The sequence below is a fragment of the Carnimonas nigrificans ATCC BAA-78 genome (assembly GCF_000526695.1).
Classification (GTDB): domain Bacteria; phylum Pseudomonadota; class Gammaproteobacteria; order Pseudomonadales; family Halomonadaceae; genus Carnimonas; species Carnimonas nigrificans.
The window spans coordinates 1-18,660 of sequence record NZ_JAGO01000005.1 but is presented as its reverse complement, the minus strand read 5'-3'; the positions used below and the strand labels follow the sequence as shown (position 1 = coordinate 18,660).

19 protein-coding genes are annotated in these 18,660 nt (G+C 56.8%); 13 read left to right on the top strand and 6 right to left on the bottom strand.

The genetic code is table 11. The features are described 5' to 3' along the window. The coding region (locus tag L881_RS0101120) for an IS5 family transposase (RefSeq protein ID WP_025731892.1) at window positions 1-299 on the bottom strand (299 nt) is incomplete at its 3' end. Window positions 300-367: 68 nt separating this feature from the next. Here L881_RS0101120 and yddG point away from each other — a divergent pair. After that, window positions 368-889, top strand: a complete 522-nt coding sequence (gene yddG / locus L881_RS0101115) for an aromatic amino acid DMT transporter YddG (RefSeq protein ID WP_025731890.1) — start codon at window positions 368-370, stop codon at window positions 887-889. A gap of 363 nt (window positions 890-1,252) precedes the next feature. On the opposite strand, the gene L881_RS0101110 is transcribed toward yddG, so the two are convergent. The 3 genes from L881_RS0101110 to L881_RS0101100 form a co-directional block, all read right to left on the bottom strand. Then, on the bottom strand, window positions 1,253-1,459 hold the full coding sequence (locus L881_RS0101110) for a DUF4223 family protein (RefSeq protein ID WP_025731889.1): 207 nt from the start codon (window positions 1,457-1,459) through the stop codon (window positions 1,253-1,255). 360 nt (window positions 1,460-1,819) lie between these two features. After that, window positions 1,820-2,599 (bottom strand): SDR family NAD(P)-dependent oxidoreductase, encoded by a 780-nt coding sequence (locus tag L881_RS0101105; protein WP_025731888.1) that lies wholly within the window; start codon window positions 2,597-2,599, stop codon window positions 1,820-1,822. A gap of 144 nt (window positions 2,600-2,743) precedes the next feature. Further along, window positions 2,744-3,775, bottom strand: a complete 1,032-nt coding sequence (locus L881_RS0101100) for an L-idonate 5-dehydrogenase (RefSeq protein ID WP_025731887.1) — start codon at window positions 3,773-3,775, stop codon at window positions 2,744-2,746. Window positions 3,776-4,247: 472 nt separating this feature from the next. On the opposite strand from L881_RS0101100, the gene L881_RS0101095 reads away from it, so the two are divergent. Then, window positions 4,248-5,579: an MFS transporter gene (locus L881_RS0101095; RefSeq protein ID WP_025731886.1), complete on the top strand. Its 1,332-nt coding sequence runs from the start codon at window positions 4,248-4,250 to the stop codon at window positions 5,577-5,579. A gap of 251 nt (window positions 5,580-5,830) precedes the next feature. On the opposite strand, the gene L881_RS0101090 is transcribed toward L881_RS0101095, so the two are convergent. Continuing rightward, window positions 5,831-6,745, bottom strand: a complete 915-nt coding sequence (locus L881_RS0101090; protein WP_025731885.1) for an AraC family transcriptional regulator — start codon at window positions 6,743-6,745, stop codon at window positions 5,831-5,833. A gap of 117 nt (window positions 6,746-6,862) precedes the next feature. Here L881_RS0101090 and L881_RS0101085 point away from each other — a divergent pair, with 117 nt between their 5' ends. From L881_RS0101085 to L881_RS0101035, 11 genes are all read left to right on the top strand, one after another. Next, entirely contained in the window at window positions 6,863-7,777 is a 915-nt protein-coding gene (locus tag L881_RS0101085; protein WP_025731884.1) for an alpha/beta hydrolase, read from the top strand. 203 nt (window positions 7,778-7,980) lie between these two features. Next, complete coding sequence (locus L881_RS0101080) at window positions 7,981-8,919, top strand: alpha/beta hydrolase (protein WP_025731883.1); 939 nt, start codon at window positions 7,981-7,983, stop codon at window positions 8,917-8,919. 299 nt (window positions 8,920-9,218) lie between these two features. Beyond that, window positions 9,219-10,094, top strand: coding sequence for an SDR family NAD(P)-dependent oxidoreductase (locus L881_RS0101075; RefSeq protein ID WP_025731882.1), 876 nt, complete (start codon window positions 9,219-9,221; stop codon window positions 10,092-10,094). Between the two features lie 235 nt (window positions 10,095-10,329). Further along, window positions 10,330-11,103: an SDR family NAD(P)-dependent oxidoreductase gene (locus tag L881_RS0101070; RefSeq protein ID WP_025731881.1), complete on the top strand. Its 774-nt coding sequence runs from the start codon at window positions 10,330-10,332 to the stop codon at window positions 11,101-11,103. A 17-nt stretch (window positions 11,104-11,120) separates the two neighbouring features. After that, entirely contained in the window at window positions 11,121-11,987 is an 867-nt protein-coding gene (locus L881_RS0101065) for an oxidoreductase (protein WP_025731880.1), read from the top strand. 114 nt (window positions 11,988-12,101) lie between these two features. Further along, window positions 12,102-12,968, top strand: coding sequence for an oxidoreductase (locus L881_RS0101060; protein ID WP_025731879.1), 867 nt, complete (start codon window positions 12,102-12,104; stop codon window positions 12,966-12,968). A gap of 180 nt (window positions 12,969-13,148) precedes the next feature. Then, window positions 13,149-13,916, top strand: coding sequence for a RibD family protein (locus L881_RS0101055; protein WP_025731878.1), 768 nt, complete (start codon window positions 13,149-13,151; stop codon window positions 13,914-13,916). A 3-nt stretch (window positions 13,917-13,919) separates the two neighbouring features. Then, complete coding sequence (locus L881_RS0101050) at window positions 13,920-14,318, top strand: VOC family protein (RefSeq protein ID WP_025731877.1); 399 nt, start codon at window positions 13,920-13,922, stop codon at window positions 14,316-14,318. Window positions 14,319-14,436: 118 nt separating this feature from the next. Next, on the top strand, window positions 14,437-15,396 hold the full coding sequence (locus L881_RS0101045) for an SDR family NAD(P)-dependent oxidoreductase (protein ID WP_025731876.1): 960 nt from the start codon (window positions 14,437-14,439) through the stop codon (window positions 15,394-15,396). 187 nt (window positions 15,397-15,583) lie between these two features. Then, entirely contained in the window at window positions 15,584-16,336 is a 753-nt protein-coding gene (locus L881_RS0101040) for an SDR family NAD(P)-dependent oxidoreductase (protein ID WP_025731875.1), read from the top strand. Between the two features lie 54 nt (window positions 16,337-16,390). Then, a complete protein-coding gene (locus L881_RS0101035) occupies window positions 16,391-17,845 on the top strand; it encodes an aldehyde dehydrogenase family protein (RefSeq protein WP_025731874.1) in 1,455 nt (484 codons plus the stop codon). A 504-nt stretch (window positions 17,846-18,349) separates the two neighbouring features. Here L881_RS0101035 and L881_RS13510 read toward each other — a convergent pair. Beyond that, window positions 18,350-18,660, bottom strand: a 311-nt coding sequence (locus L881_RS13510; RefSeq protein ID WP_156926467.1) for a transposase, incomplete at its 5' end; no start/stop codon positions are given.

Below are 18,660 nucleotides of genomic sequence, written 5' to 3'. Positions count from 1 at the left end.
TCGATCATCCATGTATCCAAATCCATGAGACCATCCTGTCGAAGACGTAAATGAAGCCGGCTTAGGACTTGTTCGAAAGTACCATCATCACGCCACTGGCGGAATCGCTGGTATACCGTCTTCCAGGAGCCAAATCGTTCGGGCAGGTCCCGCCATTGTGCTCCCGAACAGAGAATCCAGAAGATGCCATTAAGCATCAGGCGGTCATCTCGCCGTGGACGCCCCATTTTCTGTGGGGGAGAAACTATATCGGCAATCATATCCCATTGATGATCAGGTACCGCGTAACGTTCCACCATCAGGCCATCTCCTTTCGTCAACAGCGAAAGGCTAACATGTATGACTTTTCAGACAGAACCTAGGCATCATGTGGATTCTTGGCGGCGACCAGGGAATCAGCCTTGTTTCTATGTGGCATAACATAACCGTAAACCCTCTCAGCTACGGGCTGGCCTTTCTTGGCGCGCTCATCTGGGCCGCATACTGCACGGTTACCGCTCGAATCGCGCGAGGTAACAATGGGGTCGTTTTATTTTTCATAATGGTCGCGCTGGTACTATGGGTACAACACGGCTTGAGCAATCACAGCCATATGGTAATGAACTATCACGCTATTACTTACGCTGTTCTTGCTGCCATGGCGCTGGGCTTTGGCTATGCTTCGTGGAATGTCGGTATCCTGCATGGCAACATAGCTATTCTGGCTGGCGCCTCTTATTTCATCCCAGTGCTATCCGCAGCGCTGGCGGCCATTGTTCTGAACACTCCCCTATCGCAGCCCTTTTGGCAGGGAGCCGCCATGGTGTGCCTTGGGTCAATATTATGCTGGTGGGCTACCAGAAGCAGACGCATACCAAAAGCCTCGGCCTCGTCTCTTTCGACACATTGATTATTATAAAAATATCGCTACCCACGGGGCTGAATCAGATACATTCGCCTGTCCTCATCCATGCTATTAAGAGCCTTATCAGGGCATGAGGCAGCAGCCAGTCGATGTCTTCACAGCTAAATTTGGGAACGTTTCAGAATAGCTCGAGAACAAGCTATCTACCAAAGGGCATTGCAATTTCAAAGCATTAGCCAGGGGGCATACCCTAAGTGGGGCCATACCAGCCACGCACCCCATTGCCAGGCACGAACAATAACCACAGCGACATGCGGAGAGAATAAGGGGGGGATGATAATTTATCCTTCCATAAATACACCCATGGAAGGATAAGGCCCCGCAGAACAGTACGGGGCCTTAAAAAGATTAGTCGCGCAGCGTGCCGAGCGCCTGGTGGTTGCCTGAATGCTGGACAGGGCCACACTGGTTGAGCCAGCGGGAAACCGATAATGCGGGAACGAATGCATAGTTATAGGTACATCCCGGGTTGGAACCCTTGACGGTTCCTGTACAGCCAGTCAGTGAAGCTGAAAGCACTACCAACCCACACACAGCCAATAATCCCTTTTTCATATATGTCCTCCTCGAACGTTATCTCGTATATGTAATGAACATGCCCGGTACTTCATGCGTCAGTTTTCTATTCCATAGCAGAAGAGAAGCGCGCAACGAACAGGCATATACTCGGCCAGAAATAATCCTACCCTACCTTCGGGCGAATCATCAAAATAGCTCCCAGCACAACACCTGAACATTTCATTCAGGTGTTCTTGTGGAAGCAATTATACAAAACCTGGCATGGAACCGCTGCCGTCGCTCCGTTGCATGTTGTGTCTGAATTACACGGCAGCATTACATGAACATGCTCAGGCGGCGCTTAGAGCCAATTCAACGTCTGCTGCGCGTCGGCTCTACTGCGTTAAAAACAGGCTTTTAGACGACGCTGGTCAGGCCGCCATCAACCAGCAAAATCTGGCCGTTAACAAAGCTCGCTGCGTCACTGGCAAAAAAGATCGCCGCTCCCTGCAACTCTTCTACCTTGCCCCAGCGACGTGCCGGCGTGCGCTGACACAGCCACTCGGAAAACGCTTCGTCTTCCACCAGCGCCTTGTTCATTTTGGTCTCGAAGTAGCCAGGGGCCAGGCCATTGATTTGAATATTGTAGCGAGCCCAATCCGCACACATGCCCTTGGTGAGCATTTTTACGGCGCCTTTGGTGGCGGTATAGGGCGCGATGGTTTGACGACCCAGTTCGCTTTGAACGGAACAGATGTTGATGATCTTGCCCGCATTGCGTTTGATCATGCCCTGTACAACCTGCTGGCTGACATTAAAGACAGAGGTCAGGTTGGCCTGAACAATGTCATTCCAGTCGCTTTGGGAAAACTGCTCCAGCGGCGCTCGGCGCTGAATGCCTGCGTTATTGATAAGCACATCAATGGCGCCCTGCTGCTCCAGCTTTTCCACGGCCAGCGCAATCTGGTCGCTTTGAGTCACGTCGAACACAGCCGTCTCGACAGTAATGCCTTGCGCTGACAATTCCTCTGCCGCCGCATCCAATGCATCCTGATGGCGACCGTTGATAATCACGGTTGCACCTGCGGCCCCCAATCCTTGCGCGAGAGCAAAGCCGATCCCCTGGCTTGCGCCAGTAATCAGCACACGTTTGCCTGTAAGATCGAATAATGTCAGAGAGGAGAGAGAAGTACTCATGAATAATATCCTTGGACTCTATCTATAAAGCGAAACGCTGTGCATTGCTGGCAGCGCTTCTCATCGTGTGTCTATACCGCGATAGCTGGGCTTCGACTCGCCTTCCCGCCGCCAGTGTGACGGGCAGTACCTAAGCACGGCCGCTTAAAAGCGAATCTGCACCTTCATGGCGCGCCCTTTGTCACTTGCCAGCTCGAACGCCTCGACCGCCTGTTCTACCGGGAAGATTTGGCTCAGCAGTGGCGCAACATCCACATCTTCACGCGCAAGCGTGGCGACGGCGGCTTCAAATTCTTCAATAAAGCGGAAGGTGCCTTTTAGCTGCAACTCCTTGGCAACCAGCGTCGCCAGCGGCACCTCGACATCGTTGCCCATCCCTACCTGAACAAGGGTGGCGCGCGGGCGCGCTACGTTGAGCGCAGCGGCAAGACCTGCCTGACTGCCGGAACATTCAAAGATAACGTCGAAGGTGCCCTTTTCGTTAGCGTAAGGGGCAAGGGCATCCGGGGAGGTCGCGACATTGATGGTGCGCGTTGCTCCCACCTTGACGGCAGTTTCCAACGGCGCATCCAGAATATCCGTGACCACGATCTCGCGAGCACCTGCCAAACGCGCAACCAGCGTCGTCAACGCGCCGATTGGCCCCGCTCCCGACACCAGCACGCGGCGATTCAGCAGATCCCCCGCCTGACGCGCCGCATGCAGACAGACCGCCAATGGCTCGGCGAAGGCAGCTTTCTCAAAGCTCAGATGATCGGGCAGCACTACCAGCTGCGAACGCTCGCACACTAGCCGTTCACGAAAGCCGCCCTGAACGTGAGGAAAACGCATGGCGCTGCCATAAAAGCGCATGTCCAGCGCATGATTGGTCAGCCCTTCACGGGTAAATTTGCATTCAGTGGGTACCGTGCCCGGGTTTATGGCTACTCGCGTACCCGCTGCAAGGGGATTCTCGGCGTCTCCGCTGCGAATGACTTCACCGACAATTTCATGCCCAAGGACCATGGGCTCCTTGATACGTACGCTCCCGAAACCGCCTTCATGATAATAATGAAGATCAGAACCGCAGATGCCGCCATTGCGAATGCGTACCTCTACCTGGTTAGGCCCAGGCTCGGTGGAAACGATTTCATCAATACGGAGATCATGGGGAGCATGAATGGTAACGGCCTTCATAAAATTAATGCTCGCTCAGTCAGGGGAAATATATAGATACACTTATTGCCGCCGACACAGGCAACTCCCTTCATGATACGGGAGTTCGACTAATGCATGTCTTTAAACAAAAGTCGCATTATTGGCCCTGAAGGAAGGGTAACTGCCAGCGTTTAAGAGCTGCTGCAAGAAGGCAAACCAAGGCAGGCGCTGCCCAGTGAAAGCGCAGGGGCACTGTCTTCTTTTTGTTCTTTTCTATTTCCTTCTCTTTTTCTCTTCATTCTTAGCACCTGTTCAACGTCTCTCGAACTAGCGCTATGCGAGGTAAAAACAGGTTCTTAGCGCTACCACGGAGTGTTTCACCACCCTCAGATCGCCATCCACTGCATAGACCAAGGTCTCGCGCCAAAGGTGGAATTTATTATTCCTTCCTTAATCGAGAGTATCGCTGGGTAAGGTGACCCTAAACTCCTTCCAGGGCGGGCAGTAAACCATGGCAAACGACATACGGCAGTCGACCATCGGCACGCTAAATCTCAAAATCATTCCCTTTATTGTCATTTGCTATTTTGTAGCCAATCTCGATAAAACCAATATCTCCATCGCGGCACTGCAAATGAATGCTGATCTTGGTCTCACGACCAGCATGTATGGATTTGGGGTCGGCGTTTTTTATATCTCTTATATCCTGTTTGAAGTGCCCAGCAACGTGATCATGACGCATGTTGGGGCACGGGTCTGGATAGCGCGCATTTTGATTACCTGGGGTATCGTCAGTTCATTGATGGCGTTTGTACAATCGCCTACCCAGCTCTATATCATGCGCTTTATGCTTGGTTGGGCCGAGGCAGGCTTTGCCCCCGGCATCATCTATTATCTCTCGTGCTGGTTCCCCAAGAGCAACCGAGCTCGAGCGATGTCATTCTTTTACATGGGCTCGGTGACCGCCTCTATGATCGGTATGCCTCTCTCGGGAGCCATTCTCGGCATGTCGGGGATAGGCGGTTTGATGGGCTGGCGCTGGCTGTTCCTGATTGAAGGCTTCCCCGCCGTGGTACTGGGGATAATGGCACTGCGCTGCCTGCCCGATCGCCCCGCCAACGCCAAGTGGCTGCCGGACGATCAGAAAAAATGGCTGCAACAGCAACTGGCTCAGGAACAAGCGGCAGAGCATGGGCATCAGCGCCCTCGACTGCGCACCGCCTTTACCTCACCGCTGGTAGGCGTACTTTCGCTGATCTGGTTCCTGCAAGCGTTCGGCACCATCGGCCTCACTCTATTTATGCCGATGATCATCTCCTCCATGCATGTGGCCAACAGTAACTTCGCCATCGGTGCGCTGTCAGGAGCGCCCTTTGCCATCGCCTGCATCGCCATGTATTGGAATGGTCGCCATTCTGACCGTCATCAGGAGCGCGCCTGGCACATGGGCGCCCCACTATTGCTGGCGGGACTGTGCATGGGAGCCGTGCTGGTTTCCAGCAATGCAATAGTGGCCTATCTCTGCCTGAGTCTGGCGGTGGGGCTGGTATTCGCGCTAACACCAGTGTTCTGGGCGACGACTACCGAGCGCTTGTCGGGTATCACCAGTGCCGCTGCTATCGCCTTGATTAACACGCTGGCCAATGGCGTTGGCCTGGGGCTGCCGCCACTGCTCGGCCAGATCAAGGATGCCACTCAAAGCTACGACTATGGCCTGATGGTGGTCGCGGGTGCCCTGCTCCTTGGTGGCGTTATCTGTGTGGCAATGTTTGGCCCCCACCGGCGTCATCCTGAAACCCGTGCCAGGAAATACCCTCAACCGCTGAAGTCACCGGCCAACTGATAACACCCGACGCGCCCTTTAAACGCTGAGTATCGAAGGGAGTGAGATATTCAGTACCGTTTGCGGGAAGGGTATGAAGGAAAGCTGCGCGGACAATGCAGTGTGCCGCGCAGTAATGCTGATGCGCTTTCGTACCTTTTCTCCTTCTGAACAAATTCCCGACATTCACCACTTTTTAGCCCTACTTCCTTCAACATTGCCATGATAAAAGCGCTGTAACTCACCAGTGGCACGCCTTCCATGCCTACCAGCTAGCCTAACGACCGGCGCCGGAACTGCGTCGGCGAGCAGGCCATTATTCTCTTGAATGCTGTACTGAAAGCGCTTTCGGATTCGTAGCCCAGCGAGAAGGCGATGGCCGAAATACTCTGTGCACCTTCCCGCAAATAATTGGCCGCCACCAGCATCCGCCAGCGGGCGATATAGTCCATGGCGGTGCTCCCCACCAACGCCTTGAAGCGCTGCGCGAATACCGTGCGCGACACTCCCGCCACGCGCGCCAGCTCTTCCAGCGTCCAGCGGCGGGCTGGCTCGGCATGAATCGCCACAATAGCCGAACTGATCTGCGGGTCGGTCAGTGCCAGAAACCACCCTTGAGGAAGATCGCTGGAGGCATACATAAACAACCGCAAGACCTGAACCAGCATCAGATGCACCAGATGCGTGGACATCAGCGCGCCGCCCGGCTGCGGCGTTCTCAGCTCATTGGCTAACTGTTCGAGCGACCAGCGCAGCACCTGCGCCTGCCCCGAAGAGCCTGGCACATTGATGATCGAAGGCAGCGCATCAAACAGCACGGCAGCGTGATTGCCGGAAAAATCAAAGCGACCACTGATCAGAAACATCTCGCCACCGCCGTTATGCACGGCCACGCCATTGCAGTTGGCGATATCCAGAATGTCGCCGGGGTCCTGTGCGGGTAGCGTTGGGTCAGATGACAGAACGAAACGCCGCCCACTGTTGAGCAGGAAGCAATCTCCTTCAACAAAGCGCACCGGCTCCGATAGCCCGTCGGTAATTCCCCAGCACGTGCCACGCATAACGGCCGTAAACTTGATGCCTTCATGGGCAGGGAAGTCGAAGGACCACTCCCCGGCGGCGTCAAATCCCGCATAGAACTGGCTGCGCGGCTTCAGCAATGAAAGTACATCAGAAAGTGGGTCCATGGTCCTTCCCGTACTTATAACAAAGAATGCAGTATTCTAAAGCATTGATCGTTCGCACCCAAACACCTATCGTTGGAGCAGCATCACGCAAGTGTCCCCTTTCTGGAGCCTTTCACCATGAGCAAGCCCGTTACGTTCAAGAGCTGCGATTTCCCTCTGGCCGGTCATCTGTACCTGCCTGCTGACTTTGACCCCCAGCGTCAATACGCGGCCATTGTCTGCGTGCATCCTGCCGGTGGCGTAAAAGAGCAGACCGCTGGCCTCTATGCCGAAAAGCTCGCCGAACAAGGGTTCATTGCCCTGGCCTTCGATGCCGCCTACCAGGGCGATAGCACTGGCGAGCCGCGCCATCTCGAAAACCCTTATCAGCGGGTCGAGGATGTCAGCGCCGCCATCGACTATCTCACCACGCTCGTCTATGTGGACAATGCCCGCATCGGTGCATTGGGTATCTGCGCTGGCGGTGGCTACGCAACCCACGCCGCGTTGATCGATACCCGCATCAAGGCGCTGGGCACCATCAGCGCGGTGAACTACGGACAGATGTACCGTCATGGCTGGGACAACACTGGCAACCCTCAGGACTGTCTGGCATTACGCGATCAGGCGATGGCCGCACGCACCAGTGAAGCGAATGGTGAAGATACCCACTACCTGCCTACCGTGCCCGAGGATCGTGATGCCGCCGCCAGCATCCATCCCGATTTTGGCGAAGCCTACGACTACTATCGTACTCCGCGCGCTCAGCACTGCAACGCACCGGGCAAGATGACCACGCGCAGTCTGGCACAGCTGGTGACCTATGATGCCTTCAGCAACCTTGAGCTGTTCCTTACCCAACCGCTCCAGGTGATCGCCGGCAGCGACGCGGGTACTCGCTGGATGAGCGAGGAGCTTTATCGTCGCGCTGCCAGCAATGACAAGGATCTCCTGATCGTCGATGGCGGCACCCATATGGGGATGTACGATCAGCCTAATCTTGTTACAGCGGCCCTGAGCAAGCTGGTGCCGTTCTATACAAGGTACTTGTGAGTGCTTGCTCTTCCCTGTCAGGAAGTCATCTCCATGCCTGATTCAGTGCAAAAGCAGCTACCTTTATAGATAGCTATCTTGATAGAGAGATCAAGTACACAGTCGCTTATCGAGCAGGCCTAGCCTGATCTCCTTGACGCAGCAAACAGTACTCATCATGCCTGTTTCCCAGACGGGAGCAGGCCCTACTTGAGGAATACGTCATGAGCCAGACTCAATCCGTCACCTTCAAAAACCGCACCTGGGACGTGGCTGCGACACTGCGTCTCCCCGAAAATTTCGATCCTGACCGCACCTATGCGGCCATCGTTTGCGCTCACCCCATTAGTAGCTGCAAGGAGCAGACTTCCGGTGCCATCTATGGCGAAGCGCTGACCAATGCAGGCTTTATCACCCTGGCGTTCGACGCATCCACTCAGGGTGCCAGTGGCGGCGAGCCGCGTTTTCTTGAAGACCCTGCCACCCGTGTTGAAGACTTCCGCTGCGCAGTGGACTACCTGGTCACGCTGCCCTACGTCGATGAAAAACGGATCGGTGTGCTGGGCATCTGCGGTGGCGGCGGCTATTCCGTCAACGCGGCCATGACCGAACGCCGTTTCAAGGCAGTAGGCACCGTGGTAGCTGCCAACTATGGTCGCCTGATGCGCGAAGGCGACATGTCTCCCAACGCCGCCCTCAATACGCTGGAAGCCATCGCCCAACAGCGCACCGCCGAAGCACGCGGTGGCGAGCCGATGATCGTTGGCTATATCCCGAATTCCGAAGCCGAGCGCGCCGAAGCAGGAATGGACGACATCGACGTTGTTGAAGCGGTGGAGTACTACACCACGCCGCGCGGCCAGCAGCCGGGATCGCCCAATAAGCTGCGTTTCACCAGTACCGCCGCCGCCGTGGGCTGGGACGCCTTCCAGTTTGCCGAAGTGCTGCTGACGCAGCCGCTGCATATCGTGATTGGCAGCGTGCCGGGCGCTTTCGGTTCCTATCGTGATGGCCTGGAGCTGTATGGCCGCGCGAAATCGGAGCAGAAGAGCATCCAGATCGTCGAAGGCGCAAGCCACTACGACCTTTACGACAAGCCGGAACCCACCGCCCAGGCGCTGGAGCAACTGGTACCGTTTTTCAACAAGCATCTAGGGGCTTGAAGCGCGCCTGACACCCCCTTGCGGCTCCCGAGGAAGGGAGCCTGCACACACCATAGTGAAGCAAGTCGTTCATCACTGAGGCAGGGCAACTCAAGTTCCTCTCCAAACGCCTGCGAGCGGCCTCGAAGGCACTTGCCCTCTCCCCACTCCTTTTCAACCAACCGTAAAAAGGAAAATCAAACGCTCAATCGTCTCAGTAAGTCAGCACATCTGACGTTGGGTGAAGGTTCTTCTAAATGGTCTGGGAGCGAATAGCGGCTCTATGGCTCCCATCTACTCAAGAAAAGAGGTGAGCAAATATGTTGCGTTTCGATGGAAAAGTGGCCCTGGTAACGGGCAGTGGCAATGGCCTTGGTCGCTCTCATGCGCTGCTGCTGGCGGCCCGCGGAGCATCTGTTGTAGTCAATGACTTAGGCGGAAGCTCGGCTGCCGATGAGGTGGTGGCTGAAATCGAGGCAGCGGGTGGCAAGGCCGTTGCCAATTACGGCGATGTCTCCAAGGATGCTCAGGCTATCGTGCAGTCCGCCATTGATGCCTTTGGTCAGCTGGATATTGTCGTCAACAATGCCGGTATCAATAAGCCAACCTATGCGAATGAAGCCGATTACATGGCTCAAATTCGCCGCCATATTGATATCAATTACCTGGGAGCGGTAGACATCATTGCCGCCGCCTGGCCGCATCTGCTCGCCAGCGGCGCGGGCCGCATCATCAACACGGCTTCGCCTACGCTCGCGGGCTGGGAAGGTCAGACACCTTACGTGGCCTCCAAGGGCGCCATTTTCTCATTCACTCGTACATTGGCTATTGAAGCGCTCAAGGTGGGCATCAGGGTCAACGCTATCGCTCCCACGGCCTGGTCACATATGGCCTCGGAAGCCACCGTGCCTGATGAACTCAAGGAGACCCTCCAAAGCACCATGCTTCCCGAGATGGTCTCCCCCATGGTCGCCTACTTCGCGCATGAAAGCTGTGACGTCACCGGTGAAACCTGGCTAACCCAGGGCGGGCTGATGCAACGCCTCTCCCTCGCGGAGAACGAAGGCTACAAGAATCCCGAGACCACGCCCGAAGACGTGCAGGCCCACTACCAGACCATTGCCGACGACTCCACGGCCAAGCCGCTGGGCATCATCGGCAAGGATGGCGCCACCCTGCTGGACACATTCAAGTAGGTCACTCGCCCCTAACCAGAGAAACAGTCAGGGGTGCTGGCGGCCAAGCAGTTGACGTGGCTTGGCTTCAGCATCCCGCCCAGGTTCTGTACCGGATTCGCGCCCGCAGCAACGGCGCTGAGCAAGCAATGTGGCTGCTAACGCCGTCACTGGCGACAGCCTGCGTATCCAGAGCTGTTTCATGCGCTTTCCCATCGCTCGGAGCGTACTCACATCATCAGTTGGAGTGTTCTTTATGAATCGTTTACACAATAAAGTCGCCATCATTACCGGCGCTGGCAGCAATACCGGCATGGGGTCAATGATTGCCCGTTTGTTTGCTGCCGAAGGTGCCACGGTAGTCATCACTGACCAGAGCAATTGCCAGGACAATATGGACAAGCTGGTCAAGGAGATTACCGACAAAGGGCATCGAGCATCGTCCTCAGTGCTCGATGTAACACAGCAGGAACAGTGGGCCTCCGTGGTTGCAGATACCGTCGAGCGTTACGGGAAAGTCGATATCCTGGTCAATAACGCTGGGACCCCAGGGCCACGCGATGGTAGCTGGGACAAGGCCACCGCCGAAGACTTCCATCATGTCATGGACGTCAACCTCAACAGCCACTTCTACGGCATCAAGGCGGTTACTCCGCATATGGAAGCACAGGGCAGTGGCGCCATCGTCAACATCTCCTCGGCGGCGGGCATTATCGTGTTCCCCGATGTGCCGCCAGGCTACAGCGCTTCCAAGGGTGCCAGCCGCCACCTGACAAAAGCAGCAGCAGTGGACTTCGCTCGGCGTGGTATCCGCGTCAATGGCATCTTCCCAGGCTTGATTGAAACGCCGATGGCTACCTACTTCACTGAAGCCCCTGACACGATGAAGGAATTGCTCAAAGGCATTCCCATTGGCCGCGCGGGCACCTCTGAAGAGATCGCCAAGGCTGCCCTGTTCCTGGCCAGCGACGATGCTTCCTACATCATCGGTGCCGAGCTGGTGGTCGATGGCGGACTCACCATTATCTGATTAAAAGGACGAATTTCATGAGCAATACAAAGAAGGTTTGGCTGATTACCGGTGCTTCTTCCGGTTTCGGGAAGGCGCTGGCCGAGGCGGTTATCGCCCTCGGCGACAGCGTAGCGATCACTGCGCGCCGCCAGGAGCGTCTACAGGCCATCGCTCAGGGTCACGAAGATAACGTGCTGCCGCTCGCACTGGACATGACGGATGCGGATTCCCGTGAACAAGCGGTAGCCGACACGCTGGCCCGCTTTGGCCGCATCGACGTGCTGGCAAATGTGGCCGGTAGCGGCTCAATGGGAGCGGTCGAAGAATTTTCAGAAGCCGAGCTGCGCAATCAGTTCGAGCTGAACTTCTTCGCTACTGCCGAGATGACACGCGCCGTGTTACCGCAAATGCGTCAGCAAGGCTCAGGCAACATTCTTACCGTCAGTAGTGTCGCTGGTCTGGCGGCGATTCCCGGCTGCGGGCCATACAGCGCCAGCAAATTTGCCATCGAAAGCTGGACCGAAGCGCTGGCAGTGGAAGCTGCCCCGCTGGGTATCCACGTCACCCTGGTTGAGCCTGGTTCGTTCCGTACCGGTTTCGCTGGCGATGTCAACGTACGCCCCGCCCAGCGCCTCGATACCTACAGCCATGTCACCGGCCCAATCGAGAACTTCCTGGAAAATTCCGCAGGGAAGGAGATCGGCGATCCGGTCAAAGCGGCTGCCGTCATCATCGCCGTAGCCAATAGCGATAAGGCTCCGACTCGCCTGGTGCTCGGCCCCGATGCCTATGGCCTGTGGGATCAAACCATTGCCAAGCGCATTGAGGATATCAACGCCTGGCGCGAACGCGGCATGGAAACTTCGTTTGATGGGGTAGAAATAAAACCCATTGGTGGTTAACTGATTCACTACTCTGGGAAGGAAGCATCAGCCACGACTCGAAGCCGCCAAGGTTTCGCGGCTGATGTCCCCCCTCACCTAATACACACTTGAATTACATACAGGATCGACACCATGAGCACTACACCAAAAGTCTGGTTCATCACTGGCGCCTCCTCCGGCTTCGGCAAATCCCTGGCTGAAGCAGTGATCGCCAATGGCGACATAGCCGTGATTACTGCGCGCCGCCTGGAACGCCTGCAAGCCATCGCTGAAGGGTATGAAGATCGCGTGCTGCCGCTGGCAGTAGACGTCACCGATGCTGCCGCCCGTGACAAGGCAGTGGCCGATACGCTGGCGCGTTTCGGCCGTATCGACGTGCTGGCGAATGTCGCCGGGCGCGGCGTAGTGGGTGCCTGCGAGGAATTTGCCCCCGACCAACTGCGCGAACAGATGGAGCTCAACTTCTTCGCCGCCGCCGAGATGACCCGTGCGGTACTGCCGCAAATGCGTCAGCAAGGCTCGGGCAACGTTCTTACCGTCAGCAGCATCGCAGGCCTGGTGGCGATGAATGCCGCTGGCCCTTATTGCGCAGCCAAGTTCGCTATCGAGGGCTGGACAGAATCGCTGGCCATTGAGGCCAAACCGCTGGGCATCCACGTGACCCTGGTTGAGCCAGGGGCGTTCCGCACCGAGTTCGCCGGCGATGTCAATATGCGCCCGGAGCAACGTATCGACGCCTACCGGCCCGTGGTTGAACCATTCGAGACCTATCTGGAAAGCTCCTCCGGCAAGCAGGCTGGTGACCCCGCCAAAGCTGCCCAGCGCATGCTCGAAGTAGTGGACAGTGCCGAGCCGCCCGTGCGCCTGATGCTGGGACGTGATGCCTTCTCGATCTGGGACGCCACCATTGCCAAGCGCTTGGAAGATCTGAACAGCTGGCGCGAACGCGGCGAAGACACCGCCTTCGACGACGCAGTATTCAACGAAATCAAGCTGTAAGAGCCTGTTCAGGACGTCACGAGCTAGAGATAAACGGTGGCGAAAACGATCAGGAAACGTAGCGCAGCGGAGTAACAACCATAGGCTGGCTCCGTCGTGTGAGCGTAGTAGCTACATCCAACCAAGTACCCGTCGCAGGCAGGCCTGCACCGGGTACTTCTTATATAAGGAGTGTATTTCGTGGATCGACCCAAGATCATCTGTCACATGGAAACCTCGCTGAACGCGAAGATCCGTGGCCCCTACATGAGCTCTCCGGCGCGCTTCGACCTGGTGAAGAACTACGAGGACACGCATATGAGCTTCGGCTGCCAGGCTTGGCTGGCCGGACGCGTAACCATGGAATTCTTCGCTGGCGAAGAACCGCCAGAGTTCACCCCGAACGCACCCATTTACCCGCGCGAGGACTGGGTGGCACCCACCGAGCTGAAAGACTTCATCGTGGTCGCCGATCCGGCTGGCAAGCTGGCCTGGAAACAGAACGCGATCACTCTCAGCGAATACGGCGCTCTGGGCAAGTATCGCTACCGCCCCACCGGACACCTCATCGAACTGCTTAGCCAACGCGCCTCGGATCAATATGTGTCCTACCTGCGCCAGCAGGGCATTTCCTACATCTTCGCCGGTGATGAGCAGTTCGACCTGCCTCTGGCGATGCGTAAACTCAAGACGCTGTTCGGCATCGAGATCATGGTTCTTGGTGGCGGCGCCATCGTCAACGGCGGTTTCTTCAATGCTGGCCTGGTAGACGAGCTGAGCCTGGTCATCGCTCCGGTACTGGACGATGCCATCGACACGCCAACCTTCACCGAGCGTGGTGAGCACATGCAGCCACAGCCGCCCGTGGGCTTCTCACTGATCGAAGTAAAGACCTTGCCCGGCGACAACGTATGGCTGCGCTATGCTCGACGCAGTAACGAAGACTTCCATCAAGCAGTGCAGGAGTAAACCATGTTCCACCACGTCAACCTGGGCAGCAATGACCTAACCCGCTCCAAGAAGTTCTATGACGCGGTGCTGGCCGTCCTCGGCGCCCAACCCGGCATTGAGCTGGATTTCAACTCGCCGCGCGTCCTCTACAAGCATGAAGGCTGCCTGCTGGTCATCACCCAGCCGCTCAACGGCCTGCCCGCTACCGTCGCCAACGGCGGCACTATTGGCTTGAGCATGAGCAGCCCTGAGCAAACCGACGCCTTCCACGCGGCCGCCGTGGCTAATGGCGGCACCACCTGCGAAGAACCGCCGGGCGAGCGCGAGACACCCGTGGGCCCCGTCTATCTGGCCTATGTGCGCGACCCCGATGGCAATAAGCTCTGCGCTTTCCACCAACCAGATTCATCCACGCCCTGATCCGCCGTTGCTCAGACAGATAACACCGTACGATTAAAGATAAAAATCGTACCATTTCGCATTGAGCGTTCGTTATTTGAAGACTACCGTTTATGGTCACGTTACGAGGAAAGCGATGATGTCTGACCCACAAACACCCCTGAATTCCGATTTTGACTGGCATAGTACCGCCACCGATGTGCTGGCCGGCATTAATCTCAACGGCAAACTTGCCATCGTGACCGGCGGCCATTCTGGCCTTGGTCTGGAAACCACCCGAGCGCTGGCCCATGCCGGAGCGCAGGTGCTGGTGCTGGCGCGCACTCTCGAAACAGCGCGCCAAGCGCTGGCTGACCTCCCCAATGTTGAACTCGATCAGCTTGATCTCGCCGATTTAAGCAGCGTGCGCGACTGCGCCGAACGTTTTGTCGCCAGCGGTCGCAAGGCCGATCTGGTGATCTGCAACGCCGCCGTCATGGCTAATCCTGAAACCCGCGTTAGCAACGGTTGGGAGTCACAGTTCGGCACCAACCACCTGGGCCACTACGCCCTGGTCAACCTGCTGTGGCCCGCTATCGCGTCTGGTGCTCGCGTGGTGTCGCTCTCCTCCCTGGGGCATCACTACTCACCGATGCGCTGGGACGATGTGCAGTTCGAGAGCGGCTATGACAAATGGCTGGCCTATGGGCAATCCAAAACTGCCATCGCGCTATTCGCCAAACAGCTGGATACGCTGGGCCAGGCCAAAGGCGTGCGTGCGTTCTCGGTACATCCGGGCAAGATCTACACGCCGCTACAGCGTCACATGGACATGACAGAAATGACGGCATTGGGCTGGCTCAACGACCAGGGGGAAGTCATTGATCCCACCTTCAAGACAGCACCGCAAGGGGCGGCTACTACGGTATGGGCTGCCACTTCACCACTGCTTGAAGGCAAGGGCGGCCTCTATTGCGAGGACTGCGACGTTGCCGTGCGCGATGACAGCCCCGAGCCAACCGAGACCGGTGTACGCAGCTACGCCATTGATCCCGAACAGGCCGCACGCCTGTGGCAACTGTCAGCCGAGCTGACTGGCATCAACGCGTTTGCTCAATAAGAGCGGGCGGTATCCGTATCGCTGCAAAAACCGCACTCGTGACCGGTAGCGCCACGCTGCGTACCGGCAGCGGTATTACCGATAACACCAATATAAAGATGCACTTCAAACGCTCCACTCCGCACGATCCACATGAATGCGGCGGGAGCAATCTTCGCTAACAGCAACGTTGAGAGAGAGGTGAAACATGGGCCGTTTACAAGACAAGGTCATTATCATTACTGGCGCAGGCAGCGGAATGGGGGCCGTTGCCACCCGACTGTTTGCCGCAGAAGGCGCCCAGGTCGTGGCAACCGATATTCAGGAAGAGGCCGTCACAGCGCTCTGCGCCGAGCTTTCACAGGGTGGATTGCAGGCCACCGCCATGAAGCTGGACGTGACCAGCGAGTCACAATGGCAAGAAGTGGCTGGCAACATCATGCAGCTTCATGGCCGCATCGACGTACTGGTGAATAACGCTGGTCTTCCCGGCGCACCGGAGAGCTGGGAGACTGTGACGCTGGAGTCTTTCAACAAAGTCGTCAATCTCAACCTGAACAGCCAGTTTCTCGGCATTAAAACCGTGTCGCCGCACATGGCAGCAGGCAGCTCTATCGTCAACCTCTCCTCTATTGCGGGGCTGGTGGCTCTGCCTGAAGTGCATCCCGCCTATTCGCCCTCCAAGGGCGCTAACCGTCTGCTGACAAAATCGGCGGCAGCCAGCCTGGCCGAGCAGGGTATTCGCGTCAACTCGATCCATCCGGGCCTCATCAGCACTCCGCAAACAGAGTTCATGAACACCGAGTCAGCCGCTGCCGACTACTTCCTGGGCCATATCCCGATGAAGCGGCTGGGCCGTCCCGAAGAAGTTGCCAACGTCATGCTGTTCCTGGCCAGCGACGACTCTTCCTACATGACAGGCTCGGAGCTGATCGTCGATGGGGGCTATACGGCCAAATAACGCCGGATCGGCATTCGTTGTAGACATGATTTCATCACATGAGGAGGCTAGAAGATGCTCTACTCTTCCGTAAAACACTATATTGATGGGCAGTGGAGTGAAGGCGAAGATGCCGACGTCATCTCGATTAATCCTGCCAATGGCCAGCAAATTGCCACCAGCACCTCAGCCTCTACCGGCCAGGTGCAAGCTGCGCTAGAGACTGCCCGCGCGGCGTTCGATGGTGGGCCGTGGTCACAGTTGGAACCCAAAGAACGCTCAGCGCTTTTGCATCGGCTCGCTGATCTTATAGAGAAAAACCGAGACACGATCATCAAAACGGTCGCCGCCGAAGTAGGCGCGCCCATTTCCAGCGCGGCGCTGCATGTCGATAATCCCGCGAAAGTTTTCCGCTGGTTTGCCGATGCCGCACTCCGCGGCCCGAATGGCGGTTACGAGCAGCCGTTGGGCCTGCACCACGACCCGATGACGTCACAAAGCATGTTCCGGCATGAACCGGTTGGCGTGGTCGCCGCTATCACAGCGTTCAATGTTCCTTTCATGATGGCCGCGTGGAAACTGGGGGGAGCACTGGCAGCGGGATGCTCAACGCTGTTGCTGCCCTCCCCTAAAGCCATTTTATCGTCAGGATTATTGATCGAACTGGTGGAGCAGGCAGGCTTCCCTGCCGGCGCCGTGAATTTCATCTTTGGGCCGCCCGCCGTAACCGAACAGGTCGTGACCGCCCCCGAGGTGGATATGGTGACCTTTACCGGTTCCGCTCCTGTGGGCAGCCTCTTGATGAAGCTGGCGGCACCGACGCTGAAAAAGCTGGTGCTGGAGCTTGGCGGCAAGTCACCAAACCTGATTCTGCCCGGCGTCGATATCGCCTCTACGGTGGAATCTTCCGCGCTGCGCTTCTGCCGCAACACAGGCCAGGCCTGCGGCGCCACAACACGCACCATCGTACCGCGCGCCCACTATGATGAATTCGTGGAGCGCACGGCGCGGTATCTGGAATCCATGCCGATAGGCGACCCGCTGGACCCGAACACCCTGCTTGGCCCGCTTATCACTGACGAGCAGGTTTCCCGCGTGCAAGCGTTTCTGACCCGTGCCGTGGAAGCCGGTGCCAGCATCGCTACCGGCGGTAAACGACCAGAAGGTCTGGAGGGCTTCTACCTGCAACCGACACTGGTGACGAACCTGGACAATTCGTTCGAGATTGCTCAGGAAGAGCTGTTCGCACCGGTAGGCGTGGTGATTCCATACGATGATGTCGAAGAAGCCATTCGCATCGCCAACGACTGCAAATACCATCTTAATGCGAATGTCTGGGGGCCAACGCCAGAGGCGCTCCAGGTGGCGAACCGCCTTCGTTCGGGAACGGTGACGATCAATGGCGGCGGCGGCTTTCGTGTCGACGCTCTGTGGGGTGGCCCTGGTGACTCTGGTCTGGGACGGGAAGGCGGCGAAGAAGGCTTCCGCGAATTCTTCGAGGTCAAGCATATCCAGTGGCCCGAGCGGTAGTGGCCGTTTACGTCAACGGATAGCTGAGAGAATGCTCGGTGCACCGTTGGATATGACAAGGGCGCTTCGGCGCCCTGCTGCTTCTGGACAGCAACATAAGGCGTTCAAGTCACTCGCTCCAGCACCTCTTCTTATGGCAGTGCATGACGCCTGTAGGGAGGCGAGCCATTAATCCGGGAGAAGCAGTCCGTATGGCCTGCATCGTTGGTCAACCAGCTCTAAAAACCACAGCGGCAACAAATAATAGCGCAGGCTTATTAGGGTTATTTCTGCCGAAATGATGATATTTATTGCCTTATTTTCTCTATTTAACTGCAAAAATTATCCCTTGAGGGGTGATAATTATCTCGCCGGGAGACTTTTCTCACAGATATTCAACTTTCCCTATCTGACCGTTTTTCGACTGTTCGACGCGTCTCTGGAAGCCGGTAACGGGGCCGCTGTGCCTGACAGCGACCGGGCCGAATGCTATCCTTGCACGTTATGTCTGTAGTGTGAGGCAGGCTAGGTTCTGTCTGAAAAGTCTGCTCGCATACAGCGCCCAATGCAGGCCAGTGTCACCATGGCATTGAAGCTACTGGCCAATTTGTCAAAGCGAGAGTTGATTCGGCGTTTTTCCTTTAGCCAGCCAAATAACCTTTCTACAGCATTACGTTGGCGATACCGGGGCTTGTCAAATTGATATGGCAGTCCCGGGCGGGGAGTCCTGCGCATTCGACGATAAGGAATAATGGGACGGACTCCCTTGCTGGAACAATAATGACGCAGGGACTGGCTATCATATCCCTTGTCGGCAACTACAAAACGGCAACGTT

Excerpts from the sequence above, each read along its gene's own strand:
- L881_RS0101045 (WP_025731876.1), top strand. The coding sequence starts at position 14,437 with ATGTCTGACCCACAAACACCCCTGAATTCCGATTTTGACTGGCATAGT.
- L881_RS0101050 (WP_025731877.1), top strand. The coding sequence starts at position 13,920 with ATGTTCCACCACGTCAACCTGGGCAGCAATGACCTAACCCGCTCCAAG.
- L881_RS0101080 (WP_025731883.1), top strand. The coding sequence starts at position 7,981 with ATGAGCCAGACTCAATCCGTCACCTTCAAAAACCGCACCTGGGACGTG.
- yddG (WP_025731890.1), top strand. The coding sequence starts at position 368 with ATGTGGATTCTTGGCGGCGACCAGGGAATCAGCCTTGTTTCTATGTGG.
- L881_RS0101060 (WP_025731879.1), top strand. The coding sequence starts at position 12,102 with ATGAGCACTACACCAAAAGTCTGGTTCATCACTGGCGCCTCCTCCGGC.
- L881_RS0101075 (WP_025731882.1), top strand. The coding sequence starts at position 9,219 with ATGTTGCGTTTCGATGGAAAAGTGGCCCTGGTAACGGGCAGTGGCAAT.
- L881_RS0101040 (WP_025731875.1), top strand. The coding sequence starts at position 15,584 with ATGGGCCGTTTACAAGACAAGGTCATTATCATTACTGGCGCAGGCAGC.
- L881_RS0101105 (WP_025731888.1), bottom strand. The coding sequence starts at position 2,599 with ATGAGTACTTCTCTCTCCTCTCTGACATTATTCGATCTTACAGGCAAA.
- L881_RS0101070 (WP_025731881.1), top strand. The coding sequence starts at position 10,330 with ATGAATCGTTTACACAATAAAGTCGCCATCATTACCGGCGCTGGCAGC.
- L881_RS0101110 (WP_025731889.1), bottom strand. The coding sequence starts at position 1,459 with ATGAAAAAGGGATTATTGGCTGTGTGTGGGTTGGTAGTGCTTTCAGCT.
- L881_RS0101090 (WP_025731885.1), bottom strand. The coding sequence starts at position 6,745 with ATGGACCCACTTTCTGATGTACTTTCATTGCTGAAGCCGCGCAGCCAG.
- L881_RS0101065 (WP_025731880.1), top strand. The coding sequence starts at position 11,121 with ATGAGCAATACAAAGAAGGTTTGGCTGATTACCGGTGCTTCTTCCGGT.
- L881_RS0101095 (WP_025731886.1), top strand. The coding sequence starts at position 4,248 with ATGGCAAACGACATACGGCAGTCGACCATCGGCACGCTAAATCTCAAA.
- L881_RS0101100 (WP_025731887.1), bottom strand. The coding sequence starts at position 3,775 with ATGAAGGCCGTTACCATTCATGCTCCCCATGATCTCCGTATTGATGAA.
- L881_RS0101035 (WP_025731874.1), top strand. The coding sequence starts at position 16,391 with ATGCTCTACTCTTCCGTAAAACACTATATTGATGGGCAGTGGAGTGAA.
- L881_RS0101085 (WP_025731884.1), top strand. The coding sequence starts at position 6,863 with ATGAGCAAGCCCGTTACGTTCAAGAGCTGCGATTTCCCTCTGGCCGGT.